This window comes from Shewanella sp. Sh95, from assembly GCF_001308045.1.
GTDB lineage: Bacteria > Pseudomonadota > Gammaproteobacteria > Enterobacterales > Shewanellaceae > Shewanella > Shewanella xiamenensis.
On record NZ_LGYY01000202.1, the window covers coordinates 1 to 26191 of the forward strand.

Sequence of the window (26191 nt, forward strand, 5' to 3'; positions counted from 1 at the left end):
CGGTCAACTGCTGATAATTCATGGTAGTACTGCTTGTTTCTTTGGCGAGAAGAGCGTACCACTTTTAGCAGTTGGCTTCCTCTTCTACACCTTTCCATGAATGTCGCACTTATTATCTGAAATCGGGACTGAATAAATATTAAAAATTGAACTTTATAGAAATAAATCGATATAGCGAAGGAAGCGACAATGAAAACAAAAATTGCACTAGCAGTGTCTATGGCACTGCTGTCATCTGCAGCAAATGCACAGACAGTATTATCTCCAACGGGTGAAACAATACAGTTAGATATTCCAGCCGAATTATCAAATGACTCAACTCGAGGCAGATTAACCGCAGTTAATAACCAAGATGTAAAATTTATTCCTGAACCAGAATTTGCCGAAGGTGAGCATACTTATATTGTTCGCTTACGTGACAGTGCTGTCGCGAATTATCAAGGGGAGATTCCTGGCTTCAAAGCAACTAGCCCACAACATATACAGTCGACCTCACAGGCAAAAGGCACAGGAAAGACTGGCAATGTTAAACTTAACGCCGCGGCTCCTGAGGTGAAAAACTACGTTAGTTTCCTTAAGGTTAAGCAAGAGCGCTTTTTGACGAGTGCCAGCGCAGCGATTGGTACACAGCTAGAGCCATTAACCACCTACCAATATGCACTCAATGGTATCGCTGTGCGTATGACGCAGGCGCAAGCGATAAAAATGGCTGAACTACCTGAGGTGATTTATATCGAGCGTGAGCGTATTGAGCAGCTTGAAACCGATGTGAGTCAGGCACTGATCGGCTCCCCAAAGGTGTGGGACGGTAGTGCTACTGGCACCAAGGCTATGGGTGAGGGCGTGGTTGTGGCGATCATCGACTCAGGGATTAACTCTGATCATGCCTCGTTTGCCGATATTGGCGGGGATGGTTATGACCATACAAACCCCTTAGGCCAAGGGATTTATATTGGTGATTGTAAAACCGATTTTGCCAGCATGTGTAACGATAAGCTGATTGGTGTGCGTAGTTACCCTGAAATCACCGATATCTATGACGACGAAAAGATTTTTGGTGCGACGCCTCCCGCTAAAAATGGTGAAGACTACGGTGGTCATGGCTCGCATGTGGCCAGCACCGCGGCAGGGAATATCTTGCTTGATGTGCCTTATGTTGATGGAGAGGTTGGTAAGCTAGAAGGTGATGGTATCGCAACTGGCTTAAAGTTTGCGCAAATCTCTGGTGTGGCTCCCCATGCAAACATTATTGCATATCAAATCTGTAGACCTGGGGATGCGGGTGACAAGTATTCAGGTTGCCCGACTGTACCGATTCTGAAAGCCATAGATGATGCGATTAAAGATGGCGTGGATGTGATTAACTTCTCCATCAGTGGTGGCGGTAATCCATGGAATAGCGCCACTGAGCAGGGGTTTTTAGCGGCGCGTAATGCGGGCATTTTTGCTGCAGTCGCTGCTGGGAATACTCGTCCAGCAACCGCAACCAGTGCCGCAATCACCCAGTCACCTTATTCGACTCCCAAAAATGCCCCATGGTATACCTCGGTGGCTAACTCGACTCACAATCGTGAAGTGGTACATGAGCTGGAATTTAATGGTAAGACATTTGAATTCACCCCTGGCTCTGGCCCTGTGCAAACCGAAGTGGTTAAAGGACTTCCTGTGTTTGCTGGCACTGTCGATGCGACTAATGTGGAAGGTTGTAAAGTCTTCCCCGCCGATGCCTTTAAAGACAAAATAGCGGTCATTAAGCGGGGAACATGCGATTTTGCGACTAAAGTGTCGGGTGCATTAGCTGCGGGCGCTAAAGCGGTGATCGTGTATAACCGCGATGGTGAAGGGAATAAGCGCTTTAGAATGGCTTCACTAGAGACATTAAATATTCCAGCGGTATCGATAGGTAATACCGATGGCGTAGCTTTAATAGAGGCCATGGCCGCCAATCCTGCGCTTGAGTTAACCTTAATCCCGACACCACAAGTGTTTAGCCGTGAGGCCGATGTGTTATCAGACAGTTCGCTGATTGGTCCAAATGCCACCAATGATGTGATAGTGCCGTCGGTGGCTGCTCCTGGTTCGGATATTTACGCAGCTTATGCTGATCAACAATTTGGTCATGATAAAACGGGTACAGATCCTGCCGACTTTACCCTCATGTCGGGCACTTCAATGGCAAGTCCCCATGTTGCGGGTGCTGGCGCGCTGTTAAAGTCGCTGCATAAAGATTGGACGCCGGACAATATCCGCTCCGCATTAATGCTGACCGCAACGACCGCTCAGGCGATGAAAAAAGCCGATGCTAAAACCGTTGCTGATCCGTTTGACGTGGGCGCTGGCCGTATTCGTGTGGATTTAGCAGCTAAAGCGGGTTTAGTGATGGATGAAAGTGCACTGAACTATGAAATTGCAAATCCCTTATTGAACGGCGATCCTCGTAAGCTCAACGTGCCTAGTATGGCTGATTCTCGTTGTGTGAATACCTGTACTTGGACCCGTACCGTGACAGCGACTCAAGATGGCTCTTGGACGGCGAAGGGCCAAGCGGTGACCGATAAGCTGGCACTAACGGTATCCCCTGAAAGCTTTACCCTGAAAAAAGGTGCGAGCCAAACCATTACTGTCACCGCCGATGTAACGCAAGTGGGCGCAGATTGGGGCTTTGGCAACTTAGTGCTCGAGTCAGCTAACTACCCGACGGCGACTATGCCGATTGCGGCTAAGATTGGTAAGCGTAACCTGCCAAACTTGGTGAGCATTCAAGCGACTCGTAATGCGGATGAGATCACTCTTGAAGGCTTAAAGGCGGTGGATTTTGCTAGCGTTGGCGCCGAAGTGACAGGCCTCAAGCTAAGCCAAATCATTGAGTCAAGCGTGAAGCAAGACTCGAATAATGCTTCATATACAGATGATCTTGAAGATGGCGTCAAAGTGTTTAAGTTTGACGTTAATGAAAATGCACTGTATTTCCGAACCTCAATTAGCTACACCACATCGCCCGATCTCGATATGTATGTGCTACTCGATAAAAACGATGGCAGCAAACTTGCGCGAGCGGGCTCATCAGCCAGAGATGGTTCAGAGGAAAGTGTATTACTCAATAATCCGGTTAAGGGCACTTATTACGTCATTGTACAAAACTATACTGCTTCAACAGCCACGGCTGATGATGTGTTTGGTTTAAAACAATTGACCCTCTATGACACGGCTGAGGATAACCTCACTGCGACGCTTTCTGGCGATACCAATGACTTTGACGTTAAGCTGACGTGGAAGGACGCGCTCAAAGTCGGTGACGATGGTTTAGCTATGCTGACCTTCACCACTGGCGATGACAAAGTGGCACCAGTGAAGCTCCCCGTCGTCTTTGAACGTGTAGGCGATGATGTGCTGTCGCCTCTGGGCAATACGCTGAGCGGTCAGTTAACACCGGGCGTGGCTAAGGTGATGAAAACCCGTATCGAAGCCAATAAAACCCAAGTAACACGCGTGTATAACTTAGAAGCTATGCTGCCTGAAGGCCATGAAGTGGCTAACATTAGCCATGACGGTAAGCAAGATGGCAATAAGATCACTTGGACGATCGAGATGCCATCGGGCGCTGAAGCGAAAGACATCAGTTTTGAGCTGGTTCCACGTAAGGCGGGTGTTGATAATGAGTTAAGCCTGTCGAACAAGGTCAATAATGCGTCGTCAGAAACCTTGACTCAGCGCTATCAGTTTGATGTTGCTGAAGTGGCGCCTGTGGCCAAGGTTGAAGCCCCAACGTCAGTACAAGAAGGTAAGCCGTTGTTTATCGATGCCAGTAAATCATCGGATGCGAATAATGATCCGCTGACCTACAAGTGGACTCAGTTAGGTGGCGCAAGCTTTAATTTTGACCCCGCAGCGGCCAAATTAAACTTAGTGGCGCCAAGTGTGAGTGGCGCGGCACAAACCGTGTCATTCCAACTGACGGTATCCGATAACCACGGCAACAGCGATTCGAGCTTAGTATCTGTCTCTATTACCGATACTCCGCCGAAGAAGGATGACGGTGGTGCTTTAGGCTGGTTAAGTTTATTACTGCTGCCATTTGCCTTTGGTCGCCGTAAACTGCGCTAAGTGGTTCGAGCTGAAACCGGTTAACCTTAGCATGTTTAAGGGTTAACCCTGATGAGGGCCGAGATTATCGGCCCTTTTTTATTGCCCGTTTATTATCGATTTTTCATCAAAAATTCCACAAAGGCGCGGTCGGCTTGGCTGACGGGACGTTGCTTTTTCCACGCAATATGCAGATTTAAAAACACTGGCGGGTCAAAGGGTTTGGCGAGAATATCGTCTTTTGGACTGATGGCCATTTCGAGCACGCTGGTGATACCAAATCCCTGCGACACAATTTGTTTGATCAAGTTAATCAGATTGGTCTCAAAGGCAATATTGGGCTTTTTACCCAAGTCTTTTGCCTGAGAGAGGATCCACTCGCGGTGAAAATAGCCGGTTTTGAACATCACCAGTTCATGGTCAAAGAAGTCGTTTAAGCTCACGGCAGAATGCTCGGCAAGTGGATGCTCGGCGCCCATGGCGATCACCATCTGCTCACGGATCAGTAATTGGCTATCAAAATCACTCTGCAGATCTTGGGCAGTAATGATAGCAATATCCACTTCTTCCTGTTGTAACATCCGCAGCGCGTCACGGGTACCTCCTTCGAACAGTGACAGCTTTAACTCGGGATATTGATGGCGAAACGCCATAAGGCGTGAGGGCAGATAGAAGGAGCCCAACATACCCGGCACCGCAATCCGCACTTCCCCTGAGGTCAAATTCGCCATGGCACGGATTTGTGCTTCCGCCTGCTTGATTTGTTTTAGGATCAACGTGGCATGCTGGTGCAGCACTAAGCCTTCGGCGGTGAGCGCGAGGTGCTTGTCATTTTTAGTGCTGGTGCGGTTGATCAGGGTGACGCCAAGAGATAGTTCGAGCCGTTTGATGCTTTGGCTTAGGGCAGGCTGCGCCATATTGAGCTTCTTGGCCGCGGCGGTAAAACTGCCGGTATTAGCAAGTGCATCTAAGTGTTTAAGTTGGCGTATATCCATCGTGTGAGCCTTTTGCTTGTGATGCACGCTTACGCGCGACAACTTGCGATAACCATGTCAGTTATAAAAATTTTCCATAACAAAAATCAATAGTGTCGATATAAATTATCTATTATTGTTATGTTATGCCCAGTGCTAACCTTTGTCTATTCTTAGAGTGAGGCGTTATCGAGGCTAAAAGTGCAAGCCGTGTTAGACACTATTATCGACAATAAACAACGTGATACCCGACTGATGTGGGCCTTGTGTGTGGCTTCCGTGGTGGTATATATCAATCTGTATTTGATGCAGGGCATGTTACCGCTGATCGCCGAGCATTTTTCTGTGCCTGGCTCGCAGGCGACGCTCATTCTTTCTGTGACCAGTTTTTCATTGGCGTTTTCGCTGTTAATTTATGCGGTTGTGTCCGACAGAATTGGCCGGCATATGCCGATTGTAGTGAGCCTTTGGTTATTGGCATTGTCGAACCTGTTGCTGATTTGGGCTGGGGACTTTAATGCGCTTGTGTATGTGCGTTTTTTACAAGGCGTATTGCTCGCTGCGGTGCCTGCCATTGCCATGGCTTATTTTAAGGAGCAACTCTCGCCAAGCACTATGCTCAAAGCTGCGGGCATTTACATTATGGCCAATAGTATCGGCGGGATTGTTGGGCGTCTACTGGGCGGGTTGATGTCACAGTTTTTATCTTGGCAGGAGTCCATGTGGCTGCTGTTTTTAGTGACCCTCGCAGGTGTTGCCTTGACCAGTTTTTTATTGCCATCTGGCGCGGATGCTAAGGCGATATCTGGCGGGCAAACCTCGGCGCCTTCAGTCTCAAAACGGGCTCGGTTACTTCAAGATTTTTACGGCTTTAGTCACCATCTAACCGATCCACAAATGCGGTTAGCCTATGCCATCGGTGGGATCACTTTTATGATGATGGTGAATCAATTTAGCTTTATTCAACTGCATTTGATGGCCGCGCCCTACGAGTGGAGCCGCTTTCAAGCGACCTTGATTTTTTTGTGTTACTCCAGTGGTACTGTGGCCTCCTATTTTACCGCTAAGTGGCTGGCAAAATTTGGTCAGCACAAGTTATATCAATGGTCTTGGTGTTTGATGCTGTTGGGCAGTTTATTGACCCTGTTTGATACCACAGCCACCATTTGCATGGGCTTTTTGATGACGGCATGTGGATTCTTCTTAACCCACAGTTGTTGCAACTCTTTTGTGGCGATGCGCGCAAGCCGCGATCGCGCCAAGGCCACCTCGCTGTATCTGTGTTGCTATTACTTAGGCGCCGCTTTGGGTGGACCTTACTTGATGCTATTTTGGCATAAAGCCGAATGGCAAGGGGTGGTGATGGGGTCGTTAACGCTGCTTGCGTTAATTGCATTGTCAATCAGTCGTCTGCGTTACCACCAAACGAAGATGAGCCCAATTGCGGCATAAGCTGCTTTAGTGCTTGACCTAAATACCCATAGATGACTATAAAAGCAAAGGCCAACAATTCAGTGTTGGCCTTTGCTTTTGCAATTAATAAGGTAAAACAACCCCATGACCCAAGCTAAGTTTGTTGAAGGTTCAATTCTTCGCCATATTCTCGTGATGAGTTCAACCGCTGCGGTGGGGATTTCTGCGTTATTTGTAGTCGATTTACTGGATATATTTTTCTTAAGCTTATTGGGCGAACATGAATTAGCCGCGGCTGTAGGTTATGCGGGCAGTATTTCATTTTTTACCACATCAATTGGCATAGGTCTCTCCATTGCGCTCGGGGCCTTGGTGTCTCGCTCTATCGGCGCTAAGGATATCGAATTAGCGAAACGCCTATTACTTAACAGTGCGGTGGTGACCACGATCATTAGTGTGTTGGTCAGCATTGTGGTCACGACTTTTATTCCTGAGTTAGTCACGCTTGTGGGGGCCAGCGGTCATACTGCCGAGCTTGCAGAGAGTTATCTGTATATTTTGGTGCCGTCGCTGCCGTTCATCTGTCTCGCAATGGCCCTTGGCGGTGCGCTGCGTGCCGTGGGAGATGCAAAACTTTCGATGATGTCGACCTTAGCGGGTGGCGGCGTGAATGCTGTGCTGGATCCTATTTTTATTTTCCTGTTTGCGATGGGGATTGAAGGGGCTGCACTGGCATCTGTATTGGCTCGTATTGCGGTATTTATCATCGCGGGGCGTGGTGTTGTGGTCAAACATCAACTCCTTGGCAGGTTTAATCTTCACTATTTTAAAGCCGATCTTAAACCGATTTTCGCCATTGCAGGACCAGCCATACTGACCAACATTGCCACACCAATTGGTAATGCGTTTGTGACCCGGGCAATTGCGGATTTTGGTGATGCTTATGTTGCGGGTTGGGCGGTACTCGGCAGGTTAGTGCCTGTCACTTTTGGGATGATTTTTGCCTTATCCGGCGCTATTGGGCCTATAGTTGGGCAAAACTTTGGAGCAGGACGATTCGACCGGGTGCGCGAAAGTTTAACGAAGGCGATTCAATTTTGTACCTTGTATGTGGTGGTGATGTCGTTACTTTTGTTTTTACTTAAAGCGCAGATCGTCAGTTTGTTTGATATGAAGGGCGATAGTGCGGCACTTATTGAATTTTTCTGCAGCTATATTGCGGTGTTTTTTATCTTCTCTGGGATTTTATTTGTCGCAAACGCCTCCTTTAATAATTTGGGTAAGGCCAAATATTCCACCTTATTTAATGTGGGCAAGGCGACTTTAGGTACCGTTCCCTTTGTGTATATGGGCGCGCAGTGGGGCGGGGTTTATGGGGTACTTATTGGCCAAGTCATAGGCTCAATTCTTTTTGGTATTTTAGGGGTTTGGGTTGCCTATCGTTTAGTTGATAAGGTCGCGTTGACATCGACCGGACATGGTGTTGCTGGCTTAGCAGCCGATGTGGACGAATTGATGACGAATGAGGTGGCACAGAATCTACCGAGTGCAACTAGCCCTCTTTCATCCTCCTGCGCGCAGATGGCACAATTGACGGAAGAGCAAGAAATGGAGTCTGTTATACCCTTTATAGAGCAACAGGATAATGCTAAGCGTTAATGTATGTAGTGACTAGGGCGTGTTGACGTTTCGAGATTAGATTTTGTTCGTTCTGGCAAGCACGTGCTCGCGAAACGAGGAATGATGTGTAGTTATTCTACTCAAATGACGAGTGACAAAGAGCAAGGGCTTGCCAGACGAACCCTTCGGGCAGCATTTGGCTGGCTTTTCTGCCGCGTTATCGTCCGTTTATGTAGAATAACTACACTGCACGGACTTTGCCTTGCATAAAAGCCAGCCACATTGCTGCAAAAATAACCCTGAAACGTCAACAGGCCCTAATAACTGACTATTTAAAATAAAAATGCCACAGTCTGGTGTGGCATTACATATTGGTCTTATTAGCGCATAATTTTGTTTTTATTAAACAATATTATTGCTCAGTTGTTGCCTCTTGTGGCTCACTTGCTGCTGATTCTATTTCTGCAGCCGCAGCAAGTGCTGCGATCTTGGCGCGTTCAGCCTTAGAGATATAGCCAGATTTTGCGGGTGCGCCAATGGTGGCTGGATCGACTTTATTCAGTCTGGCTTTAGCACGTTTCGCAATTTTTTTGATGATCTTTTGTTTCTTGTTCATAAAGTCTCTAATGTCGTTCGCACCCGCTAAGCGCAGGAATATGAGGCCAATGGCTCAATTGAGGTCGAATTCTAACTTAAATCGCGCAAACTGACCATGTTTTGCTGTATTTTGTGCCGTGCTATCGGCATTTTGACTGGATAAATAGAGGGATTAACCTTGTTAACTGACATCACTTTTTTTGAACGCTTTGAACACGATATTTTGATGGGCAAGAAAACGATTACGTTACGTAATGAAGCTGAATCCCATGTGATACCAGGGCAAATCCTCCCTGTGTCGACCTTTGAAACTCATCGTTGGTTTTGTGACATCCAAGTGTTGGAGGTAATGCCAATAACATTGTCTGGACTCACAACATTGCACGCCCAACAAGAAAATATGACCTTACCCGAACTGCACCAGGTGATTGCCGAGATTTACCCAGGTCTTGAACAGTTATATATGATCCGTTTTAAGGTGCTAACAAAATAATAAAGGCTGCGACGCAGCCTTTTTAATGAGCGATGTCATGCTATCCCGTCATATCATGCTTTGGCTGTCCACGGTAAGAGTTTTTGGGCGATACGATTCGATTCGCCAAGTCGGACTGCGGCGCTGTAACGCATTCTATAGAGGAGTTGATAACACAATGGCACCAAATATAGGCTAGTTACGGTTGAGAAAGACAAGCCGCCAATAATGGCAATTGCCATCGGATAATATGGCGGGCCGCCGCCACCAATTTGGGTATCGCCCATCGCCAATGGAACAAGGCCCAGTACTGTGGTTCCAACCGTCATTAACACCGGGCGCAAACGGGTAATACACACTTCGCGAATGGTGTCCGACAGCTTATCGAGATCGGGTGTCATTTGGTTGATTTGATCGACCAAGACGATACCGTTATTTACCACTATACCCATTAAAATCAGGATACCGATCATCGCCATGACCGACATAGGCGTGCCTGTGAGCAGCAACGCCCAAAACACCCCGGTTATCGAGAAGAGGATTGAGGTAATAATGGCCGTCGGTAATAACAAGGACTCAAATAGTGCCGCCATCACGATGTAAATCATGGCGATAGCAAGTAACATATTGATTGCCATGATACTTTGGTCTTCATCTTGGCGTTCAAAACCGCCCCGTAGCGAATAGTTATAGCCATCAGGAAAACGCACATTCTCCATCACTTGTTTGATCTTAGTTTGGGCTTCCTCTGTGGTGAGATTATCCAAGTTCGCTCCGATAGACAGCGAAGTTTGGCGATTATAGTGCTTGATGGTATCGAATCTAGGTTGGATTTCGATACTGGCAAGGTTATCAAGTGTGTAAAGGCGTTGATCAATTCGCACTACCGGCAATTGCTTAAGCTTATCGAGGGATTTTTGCCATTCCTTCTCATAGGCCATTTCGATACGTAGTTCCCCGTTTGGATCGTGCCTAAATGAGCGCAGTGGTGTCCCTCTTAGTGCCATTGAAATGCTGGAAGCTACTTCGTTCAGTTTTAAATCCAGTCTTGCCGCCATTTGCCGATTAATACGGATAACCACTTCCTGCTGAGCACCGTTGACTTCAGAACGTACATCCACTAAGCCTTTGATCGTCGAGAGTAATGGCAACACTTGTTCACTCAAATAGATAAGCTCTGAGGTGGAACGTCCTGTGAGGGTGACGCGTACACCCGAATTATCGTCACCCCAGCCAAACTGAGGTTTAGCGATGGAGTACTTAGGAAAGCCACTGCGAATATTCTTCTTCAGTTCATCAAGGGACATGGGCAGATCTTTTTTCAATAAGATGACCGATGAGGCTTCGTCGGGAGCATAGTAGCTATACACAGAGTCAATATGGAATTTTTCTTTATTTTTATAAAGATACTCCTCCATTTGACCCACCATCGCTTCGGTCACGTTGAGATTATGGCGCCCTTCAACTTGGTAGTTAATGTAAATTCGCTCTTTACTTTGACTGTCCTCTTGATCCTGCTTGACCATTGACAAGGGCAGGGCGGTAGATGCGAGAATCGCGATGGCGATCAGCCCTGAACGCCAAGGTCTGAGAAGCACCCAATTAAGACTGCGATTGTAGAAACTTTGCAATTTACCCGCAGATTTCTCTGGTGCAATCTCAAAGTGGAACTTAGTTAACATCAATGGAATTAATGTTTTAGCCACCAAAAGTGATGCTGCCAGCGAAATACAAATCGCAATTGCCACATGCTCAAGGAAAATAGTCAGCTGAACTTTTACCCCAAAAATATTGGGTAAAAACACAATCGCTGTAGTCATAGTACCCGCCAGTACAGCAAGACTCACCTTATCGACCCCCGTCATAACAGCGTTTTCATTGTCTTGGGTACTGGTTTTGAGTGAGTTACCTTGTTTTTCTTGCAGTACACTTTCGGTGACCACAACGGCGTTATCGATAAGCATACCTACAGCCAATAACAAGCCCATCATCGATAGAATATTCAAGCTGTAACCGAGCAGATACATGGCGGCTAACGTCATACCGATAGAAATTGGTACTGAGGACACCACAATTAGGGTCATCTTGAGGTTTCTTAGGAACAGATAAAGCACGACAAATGATAACAACGCACCGATCAATCCCGACAGCAGTAGATCCGATAAAGAGGATTTCACGCCTGAGGCTTGATCTTCCATAATAAACAAACGGATACCTTGAAATTGTTGGTCTTGTTTGGCCTGCTCAATGACTTTAAGTACGCGGTCGGACACATCCACCAAATTGGCGCCGGAGGCTTTAAATACATCTAAACCCACCGCATAGTGTTGATCTAAATGGCGTCCTTCACTGCGCTCAGGCAGGGAAAATTGCACATCGGCAACATCGCCTAAGGTCAGTCCAGGGATTAACACCAGCGACTTAATATCCTCAAGGTTTCTAAATTCCCCCTTAGGGGAGACTTGATAAACGAGGTTACTTTCTCTCAAGGTGCCAGCACTTAACACGAAGTTTTCGCGCCCGAGACGAGCTTGTAATTCAGTCGCTGAAAAACCGCTGGCGGCGAGTCTATTTGCATTGATCCGCACTTCAATCTGCTTTTGTTCAACCCCATAGAGACTCACCTTAGAGACGCCCTCCACCCGCTCTAATGGTCGTTTTAGCTGCTTATCGAGTAAATCGAATGCACCAGAGAGCTCGCGGTCGCTCGAAATGCGTATAGTGAGTACAGGCATATCGGCAGTGGAAAATTGGCGGATAAATACCCGCTCAACATCCTTGGGCAATAAATGCCGCACGGCATCGATTTTTTCGCGTGCTTCTAAGCTTTTTGTGGCAACGTTTTCGCCCCATTTCATATTGATTTCAATTTCAGCGCCCTCTTGGGAGGACTCTGATTCAAGTTCATCGATACCGCCCATGGTGGCGAGCGACTCTTCGAGCACCTTAGTGATATCGCGTTCCACTTCTGCAGGAGTCGAGCCTTTGTAAGGCACTTGCACGACAATCTGCGGAATATCGATACCGGGGAACATTTCGAGCGGTAATAGACGGCTAGAAGCCAGACCAAACAGCAAGATAGCAAAGAAAAACATGCTGGTGGTGACAGGGCGCTTTATCGCTAGATGGGTGAGGTTCATAGGCGAGCCTCCGCAGTTTCTGCCGTGTTGTCTTGCTCAGTGGTGGTATGCGTAAACTCTTTACGGTCAAACAGGGCATAGAGCACTGGGATCACAATCAAGGTTAATAACGTCGATAAGCTCAAGCCAAATATCACGGTAATCGCCATTGGTGCGCGAACTTCTGATCCATCGCCTAGCCCTAATGCCATAGGGAGCAGACCTAGTACAGTGGTGAGCGTTGTCATCATAATCGGGCGAAGACGGGATTTCGCTGCGACTTTAATGGCTTCAAGCTTCTGCACGCCCTCTGCACGTAGTTGATTTATTCTATCCACTAATACAATGGCATTATTGACGACGATCCCCGCCAGCATGATAAGGCCAATAAAGACCACCACGCTTAGATGGGTTTGGGTGATATAAAGACCAAGCACACTTCCAGCCAGTGCCATTGGTACAGCGAATAAAATGAGCAATGGATGCAGCAGTGACTCAAATTGGCTTGCCATCACGAGGTATACCAAGAACACAGCTAGGATCAATGCAATTTTTAGTGATTGGAATGAATGCTCCATTTCCTCATTCTGGCCACCGAAACGGGCTTGCACCGATGCCGGCAATACCTGCGTAGACAGGATCTGCTGCGCCTGGGCTACGGCATCACTTAAGTCGCCGTAGGCAAGGTTTGCCGATACCAAGGCCACCCTTTGTTGACTGATACGGTTAATTGCCGATGGGCCTAATTGCAGTGATACTTCTGCTACAGCACTAAGGGCTATGGGTTGCGAGCTGTCAGGGTTGATAATTAAGGTATCGATGTCGCTAATTTGATCCCGCTCATCCAGTTGACTCCGAACGAGAATATCAATCTTGCGATCTCGAACCGTATATTGACTGGCGACAGTGCCACCAACACGTTGGGCAATGCGATTGGCAACCGTAGGGGCATCCATTCCTAATGCGGCTAAACGAGCATGATCGAAACGGATGCTCAATTCTGGCTGACCATCACGCAGGCTAGTATTTACATCGGCAAAGCGATCAGATGCTGACAACGCCTTAACAAGGTTATCGGCACTGCGTTTTAGTAAGGTTAAATCGTAGCCTGTTAGCTCAATCTCCAATGGCGTCTTAAAGCTAAAGAGTTCAGGTTGCTCGATTTTTGCCTCAAGCTCGGGGATGCGGCGCGCCGTGTCTCGTAGCACTTGCGTTACCTGATGATAGGCGTTGTGATCTCCAAGTACGACCTGTAATCTGCCCCAGTTTTCGCCGCCACGAGCGGTATCTGAGGTCATTAACCCTCCGCTACCCGCTTGGCTGTAGGCATGTTTCACTTCTGGTCTGTCTTTAATCGACATCGCCAGTTGTTGCAAGACCCTATCGGTTTCACCCACAGCAGTGCCGGGTGGTAGCAGTATTTCAACATAGAATTCCCCTTGGTTCATCGGTGGAATTAATTCCATTCCTAAACGGGGAAGCAAGCTAATACAGGCACCAGTGATCCCAATCGTCAGTAGTAACGTCATGATTTGCTTACGCAGCGCCAAAGCCAGTAGCTTATGGTAAATAGACTCGATACTGTGGTACACAACATTAAAGCCATTGCTCAGCGGGCGCATCACTAAGCCAAACAACCACGAAAAGAAGCGGCCAATAATCAACACTAAGGTGAGTAAGGCACTCGGCAAGTAACTAAATAGCAACACAATCGGGAAGGAGAACACCGTCGCACTATAGTGTTTTAATTTGCCAAGTTTAGTGGTCGGTTTTTCCTTCGGCGTTTTATTCATGAGCTCCGGCAAAGCTTTAAATCCTTCCCGTGAGGCCAGCATAGGAATCGAGGTTAAGGCAACAAGCAAGGAGGCCAAGAGCGCAAAGGTCACCGTTAAGGCTTGATCTGAAAAGAGGGCGCCAGCAATACCATCGACAAAAACTAAGGGAACAAACACCGCGAGCGTCGTCATTGTCGAGGCGAAAATCGCGCCAGCAACCTCCTTTGTGCCCGTTACCGCAGCATCCAATTTACTCATGCCTTCACTGCGACAGCGGTCGATGTTTTCGAGTACCACAATCGCGTTGTCAACCAACAGACCAATCGCCAGCGCAATACCACCTAATGACATGATGTTTAAGCTGATATCGGCAAAGTACATCATGTTAAAGGTAGCGATCACCGAGAAGGGGATTGAGATAGAGATAATCAGCGTCGGGATAATATTTCGCAGGAACAGATAAATCACCAGCATGGACAAAATACTGCCTATTAACGCTGAAGAGGTCACTTCACTGACGGCACTTTCGATAAACTCGGATTGATCGTAAATCACTTCTAGTTTGTTCCGCTGAGGATCTTTGTTGATCTTCAATAGCTCATCGCGCAATTTTTTGGCAACGGCGACCGTGTTGGCATCACCTTCCTTATAAATAGCCAGTTCTATCGATTCTTGGCTACCGATACGGGTGATATCGCTGCGCTCTTTAAAGGCATCGGTAATCGTAGCGACTTCAAATAGACGTACTAAGGTTTGTGCGTCGCGATAGACGATCACTTGCCCTAGTTCTTCCAATGAATTGAATTGGTTAAGGGTTCGTACCAGATATTCGCGGTCGCCTTGGATCACTTTGCCCGCAGATAAGTTGATGTTTTCCTCGTTGATACGACGCTTAATGTCATCGGCATTCAAATTGAGTTGGGATAATTTTTCCTGATTGAGCTGAATATGCACTTCCTGTTCTAAACCGCCGGATAAACGCACAGCGGCAACCCCAGAAAGAGCCTCTAGGCGGCGCTTAAGCTCTTCTTCTGCGTAGGTACGCATCTGTTTGAGCTCTGTCTCAGTGGCATTTGGTACAGACAGCGCTAGGCGCATGATAGGATCAAGGTTGGGGTTAAAGCGCAGTAGTAATGGCTTTTTAACATCGAGCGGCAGGGCGATAGTGTCGAGTTTTTCACGCACATCGAGACTTGCCATATCCATTGTGGTGCCCCATTCAAACTCAAGTACCACATCGGACATGCCTGAGCGAGAAATAGAGCTGATCTTACGTAAGCCTTTCACCACACCGACGGCTTCTTCAATGGGTTTTGAGACCAGCTGCTCCACTTCAACGGGCGCAGCACCGTCGTACATGGTTCGAATGGTTAAGGTGGGGTAGCTTAAATCGGGCAGGAGTTTTACCGCTAAGCGCGAAAACCCGACCATACCGAATAACATAATGGCCAGCATGAACATCCATACAGTGACTGGCCGTTTAACTGAGGTGCTGATGATTGACATGAAAGACTCCTATCAGTTCTTCGCTGAGGCCAAATCGAGTGGGGTAATGACTTCAACTAAGGACTGGTCTTTCAAATTTTGCTGACCACGGGTAACGACGAGTTCCCCAGGCTTGATACCAGAAACAATTTCAATTAAATCACCTTCGCGGTATCCGATTTGAACTTCGCGACGGTTAGCATTGGTGCCGTCAATGACGTATAAGGCTTGCTTATTATCTTGATTGATTAAGGCGCTGTAGGGCACGGTAATCACATTTTCATGGGTGTCATATTTTAATTCGACCCGAGTGAACATCCCCGCTTTTAGGCGGGCGTCTTGATTTGGTACGGCCAAAGTGACTTTAAATGTGCCGCTTTGTGGATCCACGACAGGGCTGATACGTAGCACAGTTGCATGGATAGCATTTTTACTCTGTTGATTGCTAAATACTTGAGCTTCTTGGCCTAAACGCAAACTGGTTAATTGCTGCTCTGGTAGATGCACAATGCCGTGCAATTCATCTTGGTTAACGATATAAAACAATTCGCCATACTCTTTAGCCATATTGCCCGCTTTTACATACCGCTTGGCAATAATGCCATCAATAGGCGAAACCACATGGCTTTCCTTCACTTGTAGTTCGGCAAGATCCCGTCTAGCAATAGCTGCTTGCAAGTTGTATTCAAGCTTGGCCATAGAGTCAGCGCTAACAAATTCTTTATTATTCATTTTCTTTAAGCGGTTTAACTCTTGCTCAATGATTTTAACTTCCGCTTCGGAACGATCTAAATCATATTGCTGACGTTTGGCATCAATAACCGCTAGTATTTGTCCTTTCTTAACGCGGTCGCCTTCTTCCACATTAATGGCTTCGATTAGGCCAGCGATTCGACTGACAACATTCGCCTCCTGTGGGGCTTCAAGGGTGGCCGTAGTACTGTAAAAAGAAGAGACATTACCCTGAATCACGGTCGTCGTTTCAACGGGAATAGCATATTTTTCTTCTTTTTTAGCTACTTCCTCTTCACCACAAGCCGCCAACATTGACACTAATAAAACGGGTAGGGCGAACTTAATCATTTTAGACTTTTCCATAAGAACTGTTACCTATTGTTTGAATATAATGATGCTAAACAGCATAAAACGTGCCACTTGTTAAGTTGCTGTTTTTACTTGTTAATTATTATTTTTGACGATTTTGCGCTAAGATGAATACGCCAGATGTAGCTAAAAAGTTTAAAAAGTGATGAAAAATGCTAAATAAGTTTTCATCGTGGGGCAAGAAGCATGTCATCGGGTGAGGGGCTACTGTCTTAGTAGAACATGCCTAGAGTTAGAGTGAGATAAATGGCAATAAAAAAGCGCCCTTGAGGGCGCTTTTAATCAATAAACCGCAGTGCTTAGCGTTTATCTAGGTCGACGAAGTCACGCGCAGTCTCGCCAGTATAAAGCTGACGTGGACGGCTGATCTTGTGACCAGGTTGATCCAACATTTCTTTCCAGTGAGCAATCCAACCCACAGTACGCGCTAATGCGAACAGTACAGTGAACATGCTGGTAGGAATACCAATGGCTTTCATGATGATGCCTGAGTAGAAGTCGACGTTTGGATAGAGTTTCTTCGAAATGAAGTACTCATCTTCCAGCGCAATACGCTCAAGTTCCATGGCGACATCTAATAATGGATCTTGTACTTTTAGCTCTTTTAACACTTCGTGACAGGTTTCACGCATCACTTTGGCACGTGGGTCAAAGTTTTTGTAAACACGGTGACCAAAGCCCATCAGACGGAATGGGTCGTTCTTGTCTTTCGCACGGGCAATGAATTCAGGAATACGGTCTACTGAACCGATTTCCTCTAACATTTGTAGACAAGCTTCGTTCGCGCCGCCGTGTGCAGGGCCCCATAGAGAAGCAATACCCGCAGCGATACACGCGAATGGATTCGCGCCTGAAGAACCGGCTAAACGTACGGTTGACGTTGACGCGTTTTGTTCGTGATCCGCATGAAGAATGAAGATACGGTCCATAGCACGTTCAACAATTGGGTTTACCTTGTACTCTTCACAAGGAACGGCAAACATCATGCTTAAGAAGTTGCCTGCATAGCTTAAGTCATTACGTGGATAAACGAATGGCTGGCCTGAAGAGTACTTGTAGCACATAGCAGCAATCGTTGGCATTTTGGAGACTAGGCGATAAGCGGCGATTTCGCGGTGGCGAGGATCGTTGACATCGAGTGAGTCTTGATAAAATGCAGACAATGCACCAGTAACACCACACAACATCGCCATAGGATGAGCATCACGACGGAAGCCTCTAAAGAAGAAGGCGATTTGCTCATGCACCATAGTGTGGGTTTTGACTGTGTGTACAAACTCAGCATATTGCTCTTTTGTCGGCAGTTCACCGTAAAGCAGCAGATAACACAGGTCTAGGTAATCGGAGTCAACGGCAAGTTGCTCGATTGGATAGCCGCGGTGTAACAATATACCTAGATCACCATCAATATAGGTAATTGCAGATTCGCAGGAGGCTGTCGCAAGAAAACCCGGATCAAAGGTGAAGTAACCTTTGCTGCCAAGTTTACTGATGTCGATTACGTCAAAACCAGCGGATCCTTGCTTTACTGGCAACTCTATCGAGTCATTCCCTGGTAATTCTAATTTGGCTTTTAAATCAGCCATACCCCGTTCTCCTTACTTCGTTCTTATCTGTGAGTGCGGCATGTCAAACCGCCATTACTTTACAGCCATTGTAGATCACATTTCAATTTAAATAAGCGTTTAAATTTGTTAGACCATGGTATAAAACGCTTTACTTTCCTTGCTACAGCTGGCACTTACGCGAAAATTTTCCTAAAAAAACAAAATTTGCATTCTGTGATGTTTGTATTTGACATTTCCCGCGAGTATACTTGCCTCCGCCTAATAATGGCTGCAAACGATGATGTTAAAGCACCCTTTGTTTACATGTTAAATGAGTGAGTGTTCAAATAGTTATCTGTTTGTTTAAACTTTGCTTTTGTGTTTACTTTTGCTGTGATTAATCACTCAGTTTAAAGTTTGTACAAAAGCGGTTCACATAACAAAAAAAATGCTCAATGGAGCTGAGTGAGCAGAACGTGAAAAAGCAAAGACCTGTCCATTTAGATCTGCAGACCATTCGCTTTCCTGCAACAGCGATTGTGTCAATTCTTCACCGTGTATCCGGTGTCATCATGCTGTTCGCTGTTGGCATTCTTATTTGGTTGCTAAATTCATCTTTAGCCTCCGCTGAAAGTTTCGCAGGCGTACAATCTCTGTTTGATAACTTTGTTGTGAAGTTCATCATTTGGGGCATTTTGACTGCTTTGACCTTCCATTTATTTGGTGGCCTGCGCCACTTAGTGATGGATACCGGTCGTTGGGAAGAGTTGGCTTCGGGCACCGCCTCAGCGAAAGCTGTATTTGTGTTAACGGTAGCCTTTTCAATTTTAGCGGGGTTATGGGTATGGTAACCAATGCAGCAAGTTTTGGACGCAGTGGTGTTCATGACTTTATTCTACTACGCGCTAGTGCAGTAATCCTCGCCTGTTACACCATTTTCATGGTTGGCTTTATTGCATGTAGTTCCCCTCTCACCTATGACGTGTGGCATGGCCTCTTCAGTGCTCTGCCAATGAAAGTGTTTACACTGCTCGCGTTAGTTGCATTGCTTGTTCACGCTTGGATTGGTGTATGGCAAGTATTGACGGATTACGTCAAGTGCACATCGTTACGCGGTGTTTTACAGTTCACCTTTGTCGTTACCGTTTTCTGCTATTTAGCGGCCGGCATTGTTATTGTGTGGGGTGTCTAAGTGAGTATTCCAGTACGCGAATTTGATGCTGTTGTGATCGGCGCCGGTGGCGCAGGTATGCGTGCAGCACTACAGATTTCTAAAGAAGGTAAGAGCTGTGCGCTTTTATCTAAAGTATTCCCAACCCGTTCTCATACTGTGTCTGCGCAGGGTGGTATCACCGTTGCGCTGGGTAACGCCCATGAAGACCATTGGGAACAACACATGTACGATACCGTAAAAGGTTCCGACTTTATCGGTGACCAAGACGCTATCGAATTTATGTGTCAAACCGGCCCAGAAGCCATTATTGAACTTGAGCACATGGGGTTACCATTCTCTCGTTTCGAAAATGGTAAGATTTACCAACGTCCTTTTGGTGGTCAATCTAAAAACTTCGGTGGTGAACAAGCGGCTCGTACCGCAGCAGCGGCAGACCGTACCGGTCACGCACTGCTTCACTGCTTATACCAACAGAACGTAAAACACAAAACCCAAGTGTTCTCTGAATGGTATGCCCTCGATTTAGTGAAGAACCAAGACGGTGCCATCGTAGGTTGTACTGCGATTGAAATCGAAACTGGTGAAATCGTTTACTTCAAAGCCAAAGCCACTGTATTAGCTACAGGCGGTGCTGGTCGTATCTACGCTTCTACCACTAACGCTCACATTAACACTGGTGACGGTGTCGGTATGGCAATGCGTGCTGGCGTTCAGATGCAAGATATGGAAATGTGGCAATTCCACCCAACCGGTATCGCTGGTGCGGGTGTACTTGTGACAGAAGGTTGTCGTGGTGAAGGTGGTTACCTGCTAAACAAAGACGGTGAGCGTTTTATGGAGCGTTATGCACCAAACGCGAAGGATTTGGCATCTCGTGACGTAGTTGCACGTTCTATGATGACCGAAATCCGTGAAGGCCGTGGTTTAGATGGTCCATTAGGCCCACACTGCTTACTGAAACTCGATCACTTAGGTAAAGAGACTTTAGAGGCCCGTCTACCTGGCGTGTGTGAATTATCTCGTACCTTCGCTCACATCGATCCGGCTGATGGTCCGATCCCTGTTCTGCCAACTTGTCATTATATGATGGGTGGTCTGCCAACTAAGGTGAGCGGTCAAGTCATTCGTAAGAATGCTGACGGCACTGAGCAAGACGTAGTGGGTCTGTTTGCTGTGGGTGAGATTGCCTGTGTGTCTGTACATGGCGCGAACCGCTTAGGCGGTAACTCATTGCTAGATTTAGTGGTCTTTGGCCGTGCAGCAGGTCAACACTTAGGCAAAGCGCTCGATGAGACTGCCGATCCTAAAGATGCGACTGATGCTGATATTCAAGCTTCTCTGGCCCGTTTACAACGCTGGGAAAACAATAAAGATGGCGAAGATCCTGTGCAAATCCGTAAGGATTTACAACTTTGCATGCAATTAAACTTCTCTGTATTCCGTCGTGGCGATGCCATGGCCGAAGGTTTAGAGCAGTTAAAAGCCATCCGTAAGCGTTTAGAAAATGCTAAATTGTCTGATAACTCTCGTGAGTTTAACACCCAACGTATCGAGTGTTTAGAATTAGACAACTTGATGGCGACGGCGATTGCTACCGCTTATGCTGCTAACTTCCGTACAGAGAGCCGTGGTGCTCACTCACGTGAAGACTATTTAGAGCGTGACGATGAAAACTGGCTATGCCACAGTTTGTTTGACCCTGTGACTGAAACCATGGACCGTCGTGCTGTGAATATGGCGCCTAAGTTGCGTGAAGCTTTCCCGCCGAAGAAACGTACCTACTAGTAGGAGTTGCAAAGATGAAATTGGAATTTGCAGTTTATCGCTACAATCCTGATGTAGATACAAAACCTTACATGCAGGATTACAGCCTTGAAGTGGCTGCTGGCACTGACATGATGGTGCTCGATGCACTGATCAAGTTAAAAGAACAAGACCCAACCTTAGTGTTCCGTCGCTCTTGCCGCGAAGGTGTTTGTGGCAGCGATGGCCTGAACATGAACGGTAAAAACGGTCTGGCTTGTATTACCCCAATCTCTACTTTTAAAGGTAAGAAGTTGGAAATCCGTCCACTGCCAGGTATGCCAGTTGTACGTGATTTAGTGGTTGATTTAACTCAGTTCTACAAGCAATACGAGAAGATTAAACCCTTCCTTATCAACGATGATAAGCAGCCTGCTCGTGAACATTTGCAGTCACCTGAACAACGTGCCCATTTAGATGGTCTTTATGAATGTATCATGTGTGCCTGTTGTTCAACGGCTTGTCCATCATTCTGGTGGAATCCTGATAAGTTTATCGGTCCTAGCGGTCTGCTGCATGCTTACCGTTTCTTGATCGACAGTCGCGATACAGCAACAGAAGAACGTCTTTCTGAGCTGGACGACGCCTACAGCGTATTCCGTTGCCACGGCATCATGAACTGCGTTGACGTTTGTCCAAAAGGACTTAATCCGACCAAAGCAATCGGTCATATTAAGTCAATGCTGCTTAAGCGAGCGGTGTAATGCGAGAACCTGAGCTGAAATCAATAATAATATAGCTCTCAAAGAGTCACTTTCTGGGCATAGAAGGTGGCTCTTTTGTGTATGTAATGGAAGACAACGCGCCGTGAAATCTGGATATTCTAGGGGCGGCAGAAATTATGTATCAAAGGTCCTGACCTGAGATCACATAAAAAAACTATGGCTAAGCACGTGTATAAAGTTTGAAAGGAATAGAAATGCACCAAGGCATCATGAAAGCCTGGCTCGAATCATCTCACTTAAGTGGTGCAAATTCGACCTACGTAGAAGAGATGTATGAAGCCTATCAAGAAGACCCTCAGTCAGTTTCTGACGATTGGCGTGCGGTTTTTGATAATCTCCCTCCGGTGAACGGTGCCTCTAAAGACGCGCCAGAAGCGGCCCACTCAAAAGTACGTGATTATTTTCGCAGTTTAGCGATGGAAGGACGTCATAAGAGCGCAGCTCGTGTGACCGATCCTGAGTTGGATGCTAAGCAAGTTAAAGTGCTACAGCTAATCAACGCCCACCGTTTCCGTGGTCACCAAGGTGCTAACCTTGACCCGTTAGGTTTGTGGAAACGTGAACCTGTTGCCGATTTAGATCCCGCATTCCACGGTCTAACCAAAGAAGACATGGAGCGTGAGTTCAACACTGGCTCATTCGCCCATGGCGGCGAAACCATGAAGTTGGCTGATTTAGTCAAAGCGCTAAAAGCCACTTACTGTGGTTCTATCGGCGCCGAATACATGCATATTACCGACACCGATGAAAAGCGTTGGATCCAACAACGTCTCGAACCATCCTTAGGTAAAGCTAACTACGATAAAAACGTTAAGACCCGCATTCTTGAAGGCCTAAATGCTGCTGAAGGCATTGAAAAATACTTAGGTGCTAAATTCCCTGGTGCGAAACGTTTCTCGTTAGAAGGCGGTGATGCGTTAGTCCCTATGATGCGCGAAATTATTTATCGTGCAGGTGAAGCGGGCACTAAAGAAATCGTCGTCGGTATGGCTCACCGTGGTCGTTTGAACGTCCTTGTGAACGTATTAGGTAAGCGTCCTGCTGAACTGTTTGATGAGTTTGCGGGTAAGCATGCTGATACTCATGGTTCTGGTGACGTGAAATACCACCAAGGTTTTTCATCTGACTTTGAAACACCGGGTGGCAATGTGCATTTAGCGCTGGCCTTTAACCCGTCTCACCTTGAAATCGTTAACCCTGTGGTTATGGGGTCTGTACGTGCTCGTCAAGACCGTCGCGGTTGTAAAGATGGTTTACAGGTGATGCCAATCACAATCCATGGTGACTCTGCCATTACTGGTCAAGGTATCGTACAAGAGACATTCAACATGTCTCAGACCCGTGGCTTTAAAGTGGGTGGTAGTATCCGCATCGTTGTCAACAATCAAGTGGGCTTTACCACTTCAAATCACCACGATGTGCGTTCAACTGAATACTGTACTGACATCGCTAAGATGGTACAGGCGCCGATTTTCCACGTAAATTCAGACGATCCAGAAGCGGTTGCCTTTGTTGCGCAGTTGGCCGTTGATTACCGTAACGAATTTAAACGTGATGTGGTGATTGATTTAGTGTGTTACCGCCGTCATGGCCACAACGAAGCTGATGAGCCAAGTGCAACTCAGCCACTGATGTATGCCAAGATCAAGAAACACCCAACGCCACGTAAGATTTACGCTGACAAACTGATCGCAGAAAATACCATTGCTGCCGATGATGTGACCAGCATGATCAACACTTATCGTGATGCCTTAGATCAAGGTGATTGCGTAGTGAAAGAATGGCGCCCAATGACACTGCACACCGTGGATTGGACTCCTTACATTGGTCGCGAATGGGATGAAGCCTATGACGCTTCACTGCCTATCGAACGTTTGCAGAAACTAGCCGATAAGTTGAGCTACGTGCCTGAAAGCCATTCACTGCAATCCCGTGTTGCTAAGATTTATAGTGACCGCGTCGCGATGGCAAAAGGTGAGAAGTTACTCGACTGGGGCTTTGCTGAAACCTTAGCTTACGCAACGATTCTTGAAGATAAACAACGTGTTCGTATTACTGGTCAAGACTCTGGTCGTGGAACCTTCTTCCACCGTCATGCGGTTCTGCACAACCAAAACGATGCGACTACGTATTTACCACTGCGTAATATTGCCGAAAACCAAGGCCCAATCGACATCACTGACTCAGTATTGTCTGAAGCGTCAGTACTTGCCTTCGAATACGGTTATGCAACCGCAGAACCCGGCGGTCTGGCGATTTGGGAAGCCCAATTCGGTGACTTTGCCAACTGTGCGCAAGTGGTTATCGACCAGTTCTTGTCCTCTGGTGAGCAGAAGTGGGGCCGTTTATGCGGTCTGACCATGCTGTTACCACATGGCTATGAAGGCCAAGGTCCAGAACACTCAAGCGCCCGTTTAGAGCGTTTCTTGCAGCTATGTGCTAACCACAACATGCAAGTGTGTGTGCCATCAACGCCAGCTCAGGTTTACCATATGCTGCGTCGCCAAGTGGTGCGCCCAATGCGTCGTCCACTGGTCGTGATGTCACCTAAATCATTGCTACGTCATCCATTAGCGGTTTCTAGCATGGAAGAATTGGCTAATGGCAGCTTCCAAAACGTGATCGGAGAAATCGATACGTTAGAGGCGAGCAAGGTCGAACGCGTGGTGTTCTGTAGCGGTAAGGTATACTTCGAGCTGCTGGAAAAACGCCGTAAAGAAAATATCAATAACGTCGCAATAATCCGTGTCGAACAGTTATATCCGTTCCCGCATGAAGAAATGGTTGCAGCCTTAGCTGATTACCAACATGTGAAGGATTTTGTATGGTGTCAGGAAGAGCCGCAAAACCAAGGTGCTTGGTACTCTAGCCAACATCACTTCTGGGCTGCTATCCCTGCGGGTGCAAAACTGACCTATGCTGGCCGTGAAGCGTCTGCTGCACCAGCTTGTGGTTACCCAGAGCTGCATGCTCACCAACAAGAATCTTTAGTGAACAGTGCGTTAAAGCTCTAATTGATAAGACTGTAGTCATAGACATTTTATAAAAAGGATCGTTTTTCATGAGTATCGAAATCAAGGTACCCGTACTGCCAGAATCTGTTGCCGACGCAACTATCGCCACTTGGCACGTAAAAGTGGGTGAACAAGTTTCTCGTGATCAAAATCTGGTTGATATTGAAACTGACAAAGTGGTGTTAGAAGTGGTTGCACCAGAAGATGGTCATATTGGTGAATTTCTATTCCACGAAGGCGACACCGTTCTGGGCGAGCAAGTGATTGCTAAGTTCATTGCTGGCGCGGTTTCTGGACAAGAAGTGACTAAAGCGCAAGCTGAAGCTGCTGCACCTGCTGCTGCGACAGAAGAGTCTAACGATGCGTTAAGCCCATCAGTACGTCGTTTACTGGCTGAACACAATGTTGATGCTAGCAAAGTGAAGGGCACTGGTGTGGGTGGACGTATCACTAAAGAAGACGTTGAAGCCTTTATCAAGTCTGCACCTAAAGCGGCAGTAGCACCTGCGGCTCCTGCGGTACAACCTTTAGCGGCGGGTCGCAGCGAGAAACGTGTACCAATGACACGTTTACGTAAGACTATCGCTAACCGTTTATTAGAAGCGAAAAACTCTACCGCAATGCTCACGACCTTCAACGAAGTGAACATGAAGCCCATCATGGATATCCGTAAGCAATACCAAGATATCTTTGAAAAGCGCCACGGAATCCGTTTAGGTTTCATGTCTTTCTACGTGAAAGCGGTGACTGAAGCCCTGAAACGCTTCCCTGAAGTGAACGCGTCAATCGACGGTGACGACATCGTTTACCACAACTACTTCGATGTGAGCATCGCAGTATCTACACCACGTGGTCTGGTTACGCCAGTGCTGCGTGATACCGATACCATGAGCCTGGCTGATATCGAAAAAGCAGTACGCGATCTGGCGATCAAAGGCCGTGATGGCAAGCTGACTGTGGCTGATATGACGGGCGGTAACTTCACTGTGACTAACGGTGGTGTATTCGGCTCTCTGATGTCTACCCCAATTTTAAACCTGCCACAAAGCGCGATTTTAGGCATGCACGCCATTAAAGACCGCCCAATGGCAGTGAATGGTCAGGTTGAAATCCTGCCCATGATGTACCTAGCTCTCTCATATGACCATCGTATTATTGATGGCCGTGAGTCAGTTGGCTTCTTAGTCGCCATTAAAGACTTCTTGGAAGACCCAACTCGTCTGCTGCTTGATCTGTAATCCAACTCAATAAACGATTCAGTTTAAAGAGTTTATTAAAGACAAAAG

General features: G+C 46.9%; 16 protein-coding genes. 10 read left to right on the plus strand and 6 right to left on the minus strand.

Annotation, left to right across the window (positions count from 1 at the left end):
* The first annotated feature begins 189 nt into the window (after positions 1-189).
* Complete coding sequence (locus AEA42_RS14640; RefSeq protein ID WP_055648110.1) at positions 190-4104, plus strand: S8 family serine peptidase; 3915 nt, start codon at positions 190-192, stop codon at positions 4102-4104.
* Positions 4105-4196: 92 nt separating this feature from the next.
* On the opposite strand, the gene AEA42_RS14645 is transcribed toward AEA42_RS14640, so the two are convergent.
* Positions 4197-5078, minus strand: coding sequence for a LysR family transcriptional regulator (locus AEA42_RS14645; protein ID WP_055648111.1), 882 nt, complete (start codon positions 5076-5078; stop codon positions 4197-4199).
* Between the two features lie 180 nt (positions 5079-5258).
* Between AEA42_RS14645 and AEA42_RS14650 the strand changes: the two genes are divergently transcribed.
* Both AEA42_RS14650 and AEA42_RS14655 read left to right on the plus strand, forming a co-directional pair.
* Positions 5259-6509 (plus strand): MFS transporter, encoded by a 1251-nt coding sequence (locus tag AEA42_RS14650; protein WP_055648112.1) that lies wholly within the window; start codon positions 5259-5261, stop codon positions 6507-6509.
* 105 nt (positions 6510-6614) lie between these two features.
* On the plus strand, positions 6615-8129 hold the full coding sequence (locus AEA42_RS14655) for an MATE family efflux transporter (protein ID WP_055648113.1): 1515 nt from the start codon (positions 6615-6617) through the stop codon (positions 8127-8129).
* Positions 8130-8502: 373 nt separating this feature from the next.
* Here AEA42_RS14655 and AEA42_RS14660 read toward each other — a convergent pair whose 3' ends face one another.
* Entirely contained in the window at positions 8503-8706 is a 204-nt protein-coding gene (locus AEA42_RS14660; RefSeq protein WP_037425629.1) for a DUF2986 domain-containing protein, read from the minus strand.
* Positions 8707-8865: 159 nt separating this feature from the next.
* On the opposite strand from AEA42_RS14660, the gene yqfB reads away from it, so the two are divergent.
* A complete protein-coding gene (yqfB, locus tag AEA42_RS14665; protein ID WP_082389657.1) occupies positions 8866-9180 on the plus strand; it encodes a N(4)-acetylcytidine aminohydrolase in 315 nt (104 codons plus the stop codon).
* A 53-nt stretch (positions 9181-9233) separates the two neighbouring features.
* Here yqfB and AEA42_RS14670 read toward each other — a convergent pair whose 3' ends face one another.
* From AEA42_RS14670 to AEA42_RS14685, 4 genes are all read right to left on the minus strand, one after another.
* Entirely contained in the window at positions 9234-12299 is a 3066-nt protein-coding gene (locus AEA42_RS14670; RefSeq protein ID WP_055648114.1) for an efflux RND transporter permease subunit, read from the minus strand.
* Entirely contained in the window at positions 12296-15559 is a 3264-nt protein-coding gene (locus tag AEA42_RS14675; RefSeq protein ID WP_055648115.1) for an efflux RND transporter permease subunit, read from the minus strand. The genes AEA42_RS14670 and AEA42_RS14675 overlap by 4 nt, the downstream gene beginning before the upstream one ends.
* A 12-nt stretch (positions 15560-15571) precedes the next feature.
* Entirely contained in the window at positions 15572-16636 is a 1065-nt protein-coding gene (locus AEA42_RS14680; protein ID WP_037417471.1) for an efflux RND transporter periplasmic adaptor subunit, read from the minus strand.
* Positions 16637-16941: 305 nt separating this feature from the next.
* Positions 16942-18228 (minus strand): citrate synthase, encoded by a 1287-nt coding sequence (locus AEA42_RS14685; RefSeq protein ID WP_055648116.1) that lies wholly within the window; start codon positions 18226-18228, stop codon positions 16942-16944.
* A gap of 416 nt (positions 18229-18644) precedes the next feature.
* On the opposite strand from AEA42_RS14685, the gene sdhC reads away from it, so the two are divergent.
* The 6 genes from sdhC (at position 18645) to odhB (ending at position 26143) form a co-directional block, all read left to right on the plus strand.
* Entirely contained in the window at positions 18645-19040 is a 396-nt protein-coding gene (gene sdhC, locus AEA42_RS14690; protein ID WP_037417467.1) for a succinate dehydrogenase, cytochrome b556 subunit, read from the plus strand.
* Complete coding sequence (gene sdhD, locus AEA42_RS14695; RefSeq protein ID WP_011622411.1) at positions 19034-19381, plus strand: succinate dehydrogenase, hydrophobic membrane anchor protein; 348 nt, start codon at positions 19034-19036, stop codon at positions 19379-19381. Before sdhC ends, sdhD begins: the two co-directional genes overlap by 7 nt.
* Positions 19382-21148, plus strand: a complete 1767-nt coding sequence (gene sdhA / locus AEA42_RS14700; RefSeq protein ID WP_047536607.1) for a succinate dehydrogenase flavoprotein subunit — start codon at positions 19382-19384, stop codon at positions 21146-21148.
* A gap of 14 nt (positions 21149-21162) precedes the next feature.
* Positions 21163-21870 (plus strand): succinate dehydrogenase iron-sulfur subunit, encoded by a 708-nt coding sequence (locus tag AEA42_RS14705; RefSeq protein ID WP_037417461.1) that lies wholly within the window; start codon positions 21163-21165, stop codon positions 21868-21870.
* 215 nt (positions 21871-22085) lie between these two features.
* Positions 22086-24905 (plus strand): 2-oxoglutarate dehydrogenase E1 component, encoded by a 2820-nt coding sequence (gene sucA / locus AEA42_RS14710; protein WP_055648117.1) that lies wholly within the window; start codon positions 22086-22088, stop codon positions 24903-24905.
* Between the two features lie 47 nt (positions 24906-24952).
* Positions 24953-26143 carry a 2-oxoglutarate dehydrogenase complex dihydrolipoyllysine-residue succinyltransferase gene (gene odhB / locus AEA42_RS14715; protein ID WP_037425611.1) on the plus strand — a complete coding sequence of 397 codons (1191 nt, stop codon included), beginning with the start codon at positions 24953-24955 and terminating at the stop codon, positions 26141-26143.
* Positions 26144-26191 lie beyond the last annotated feature (48 nt).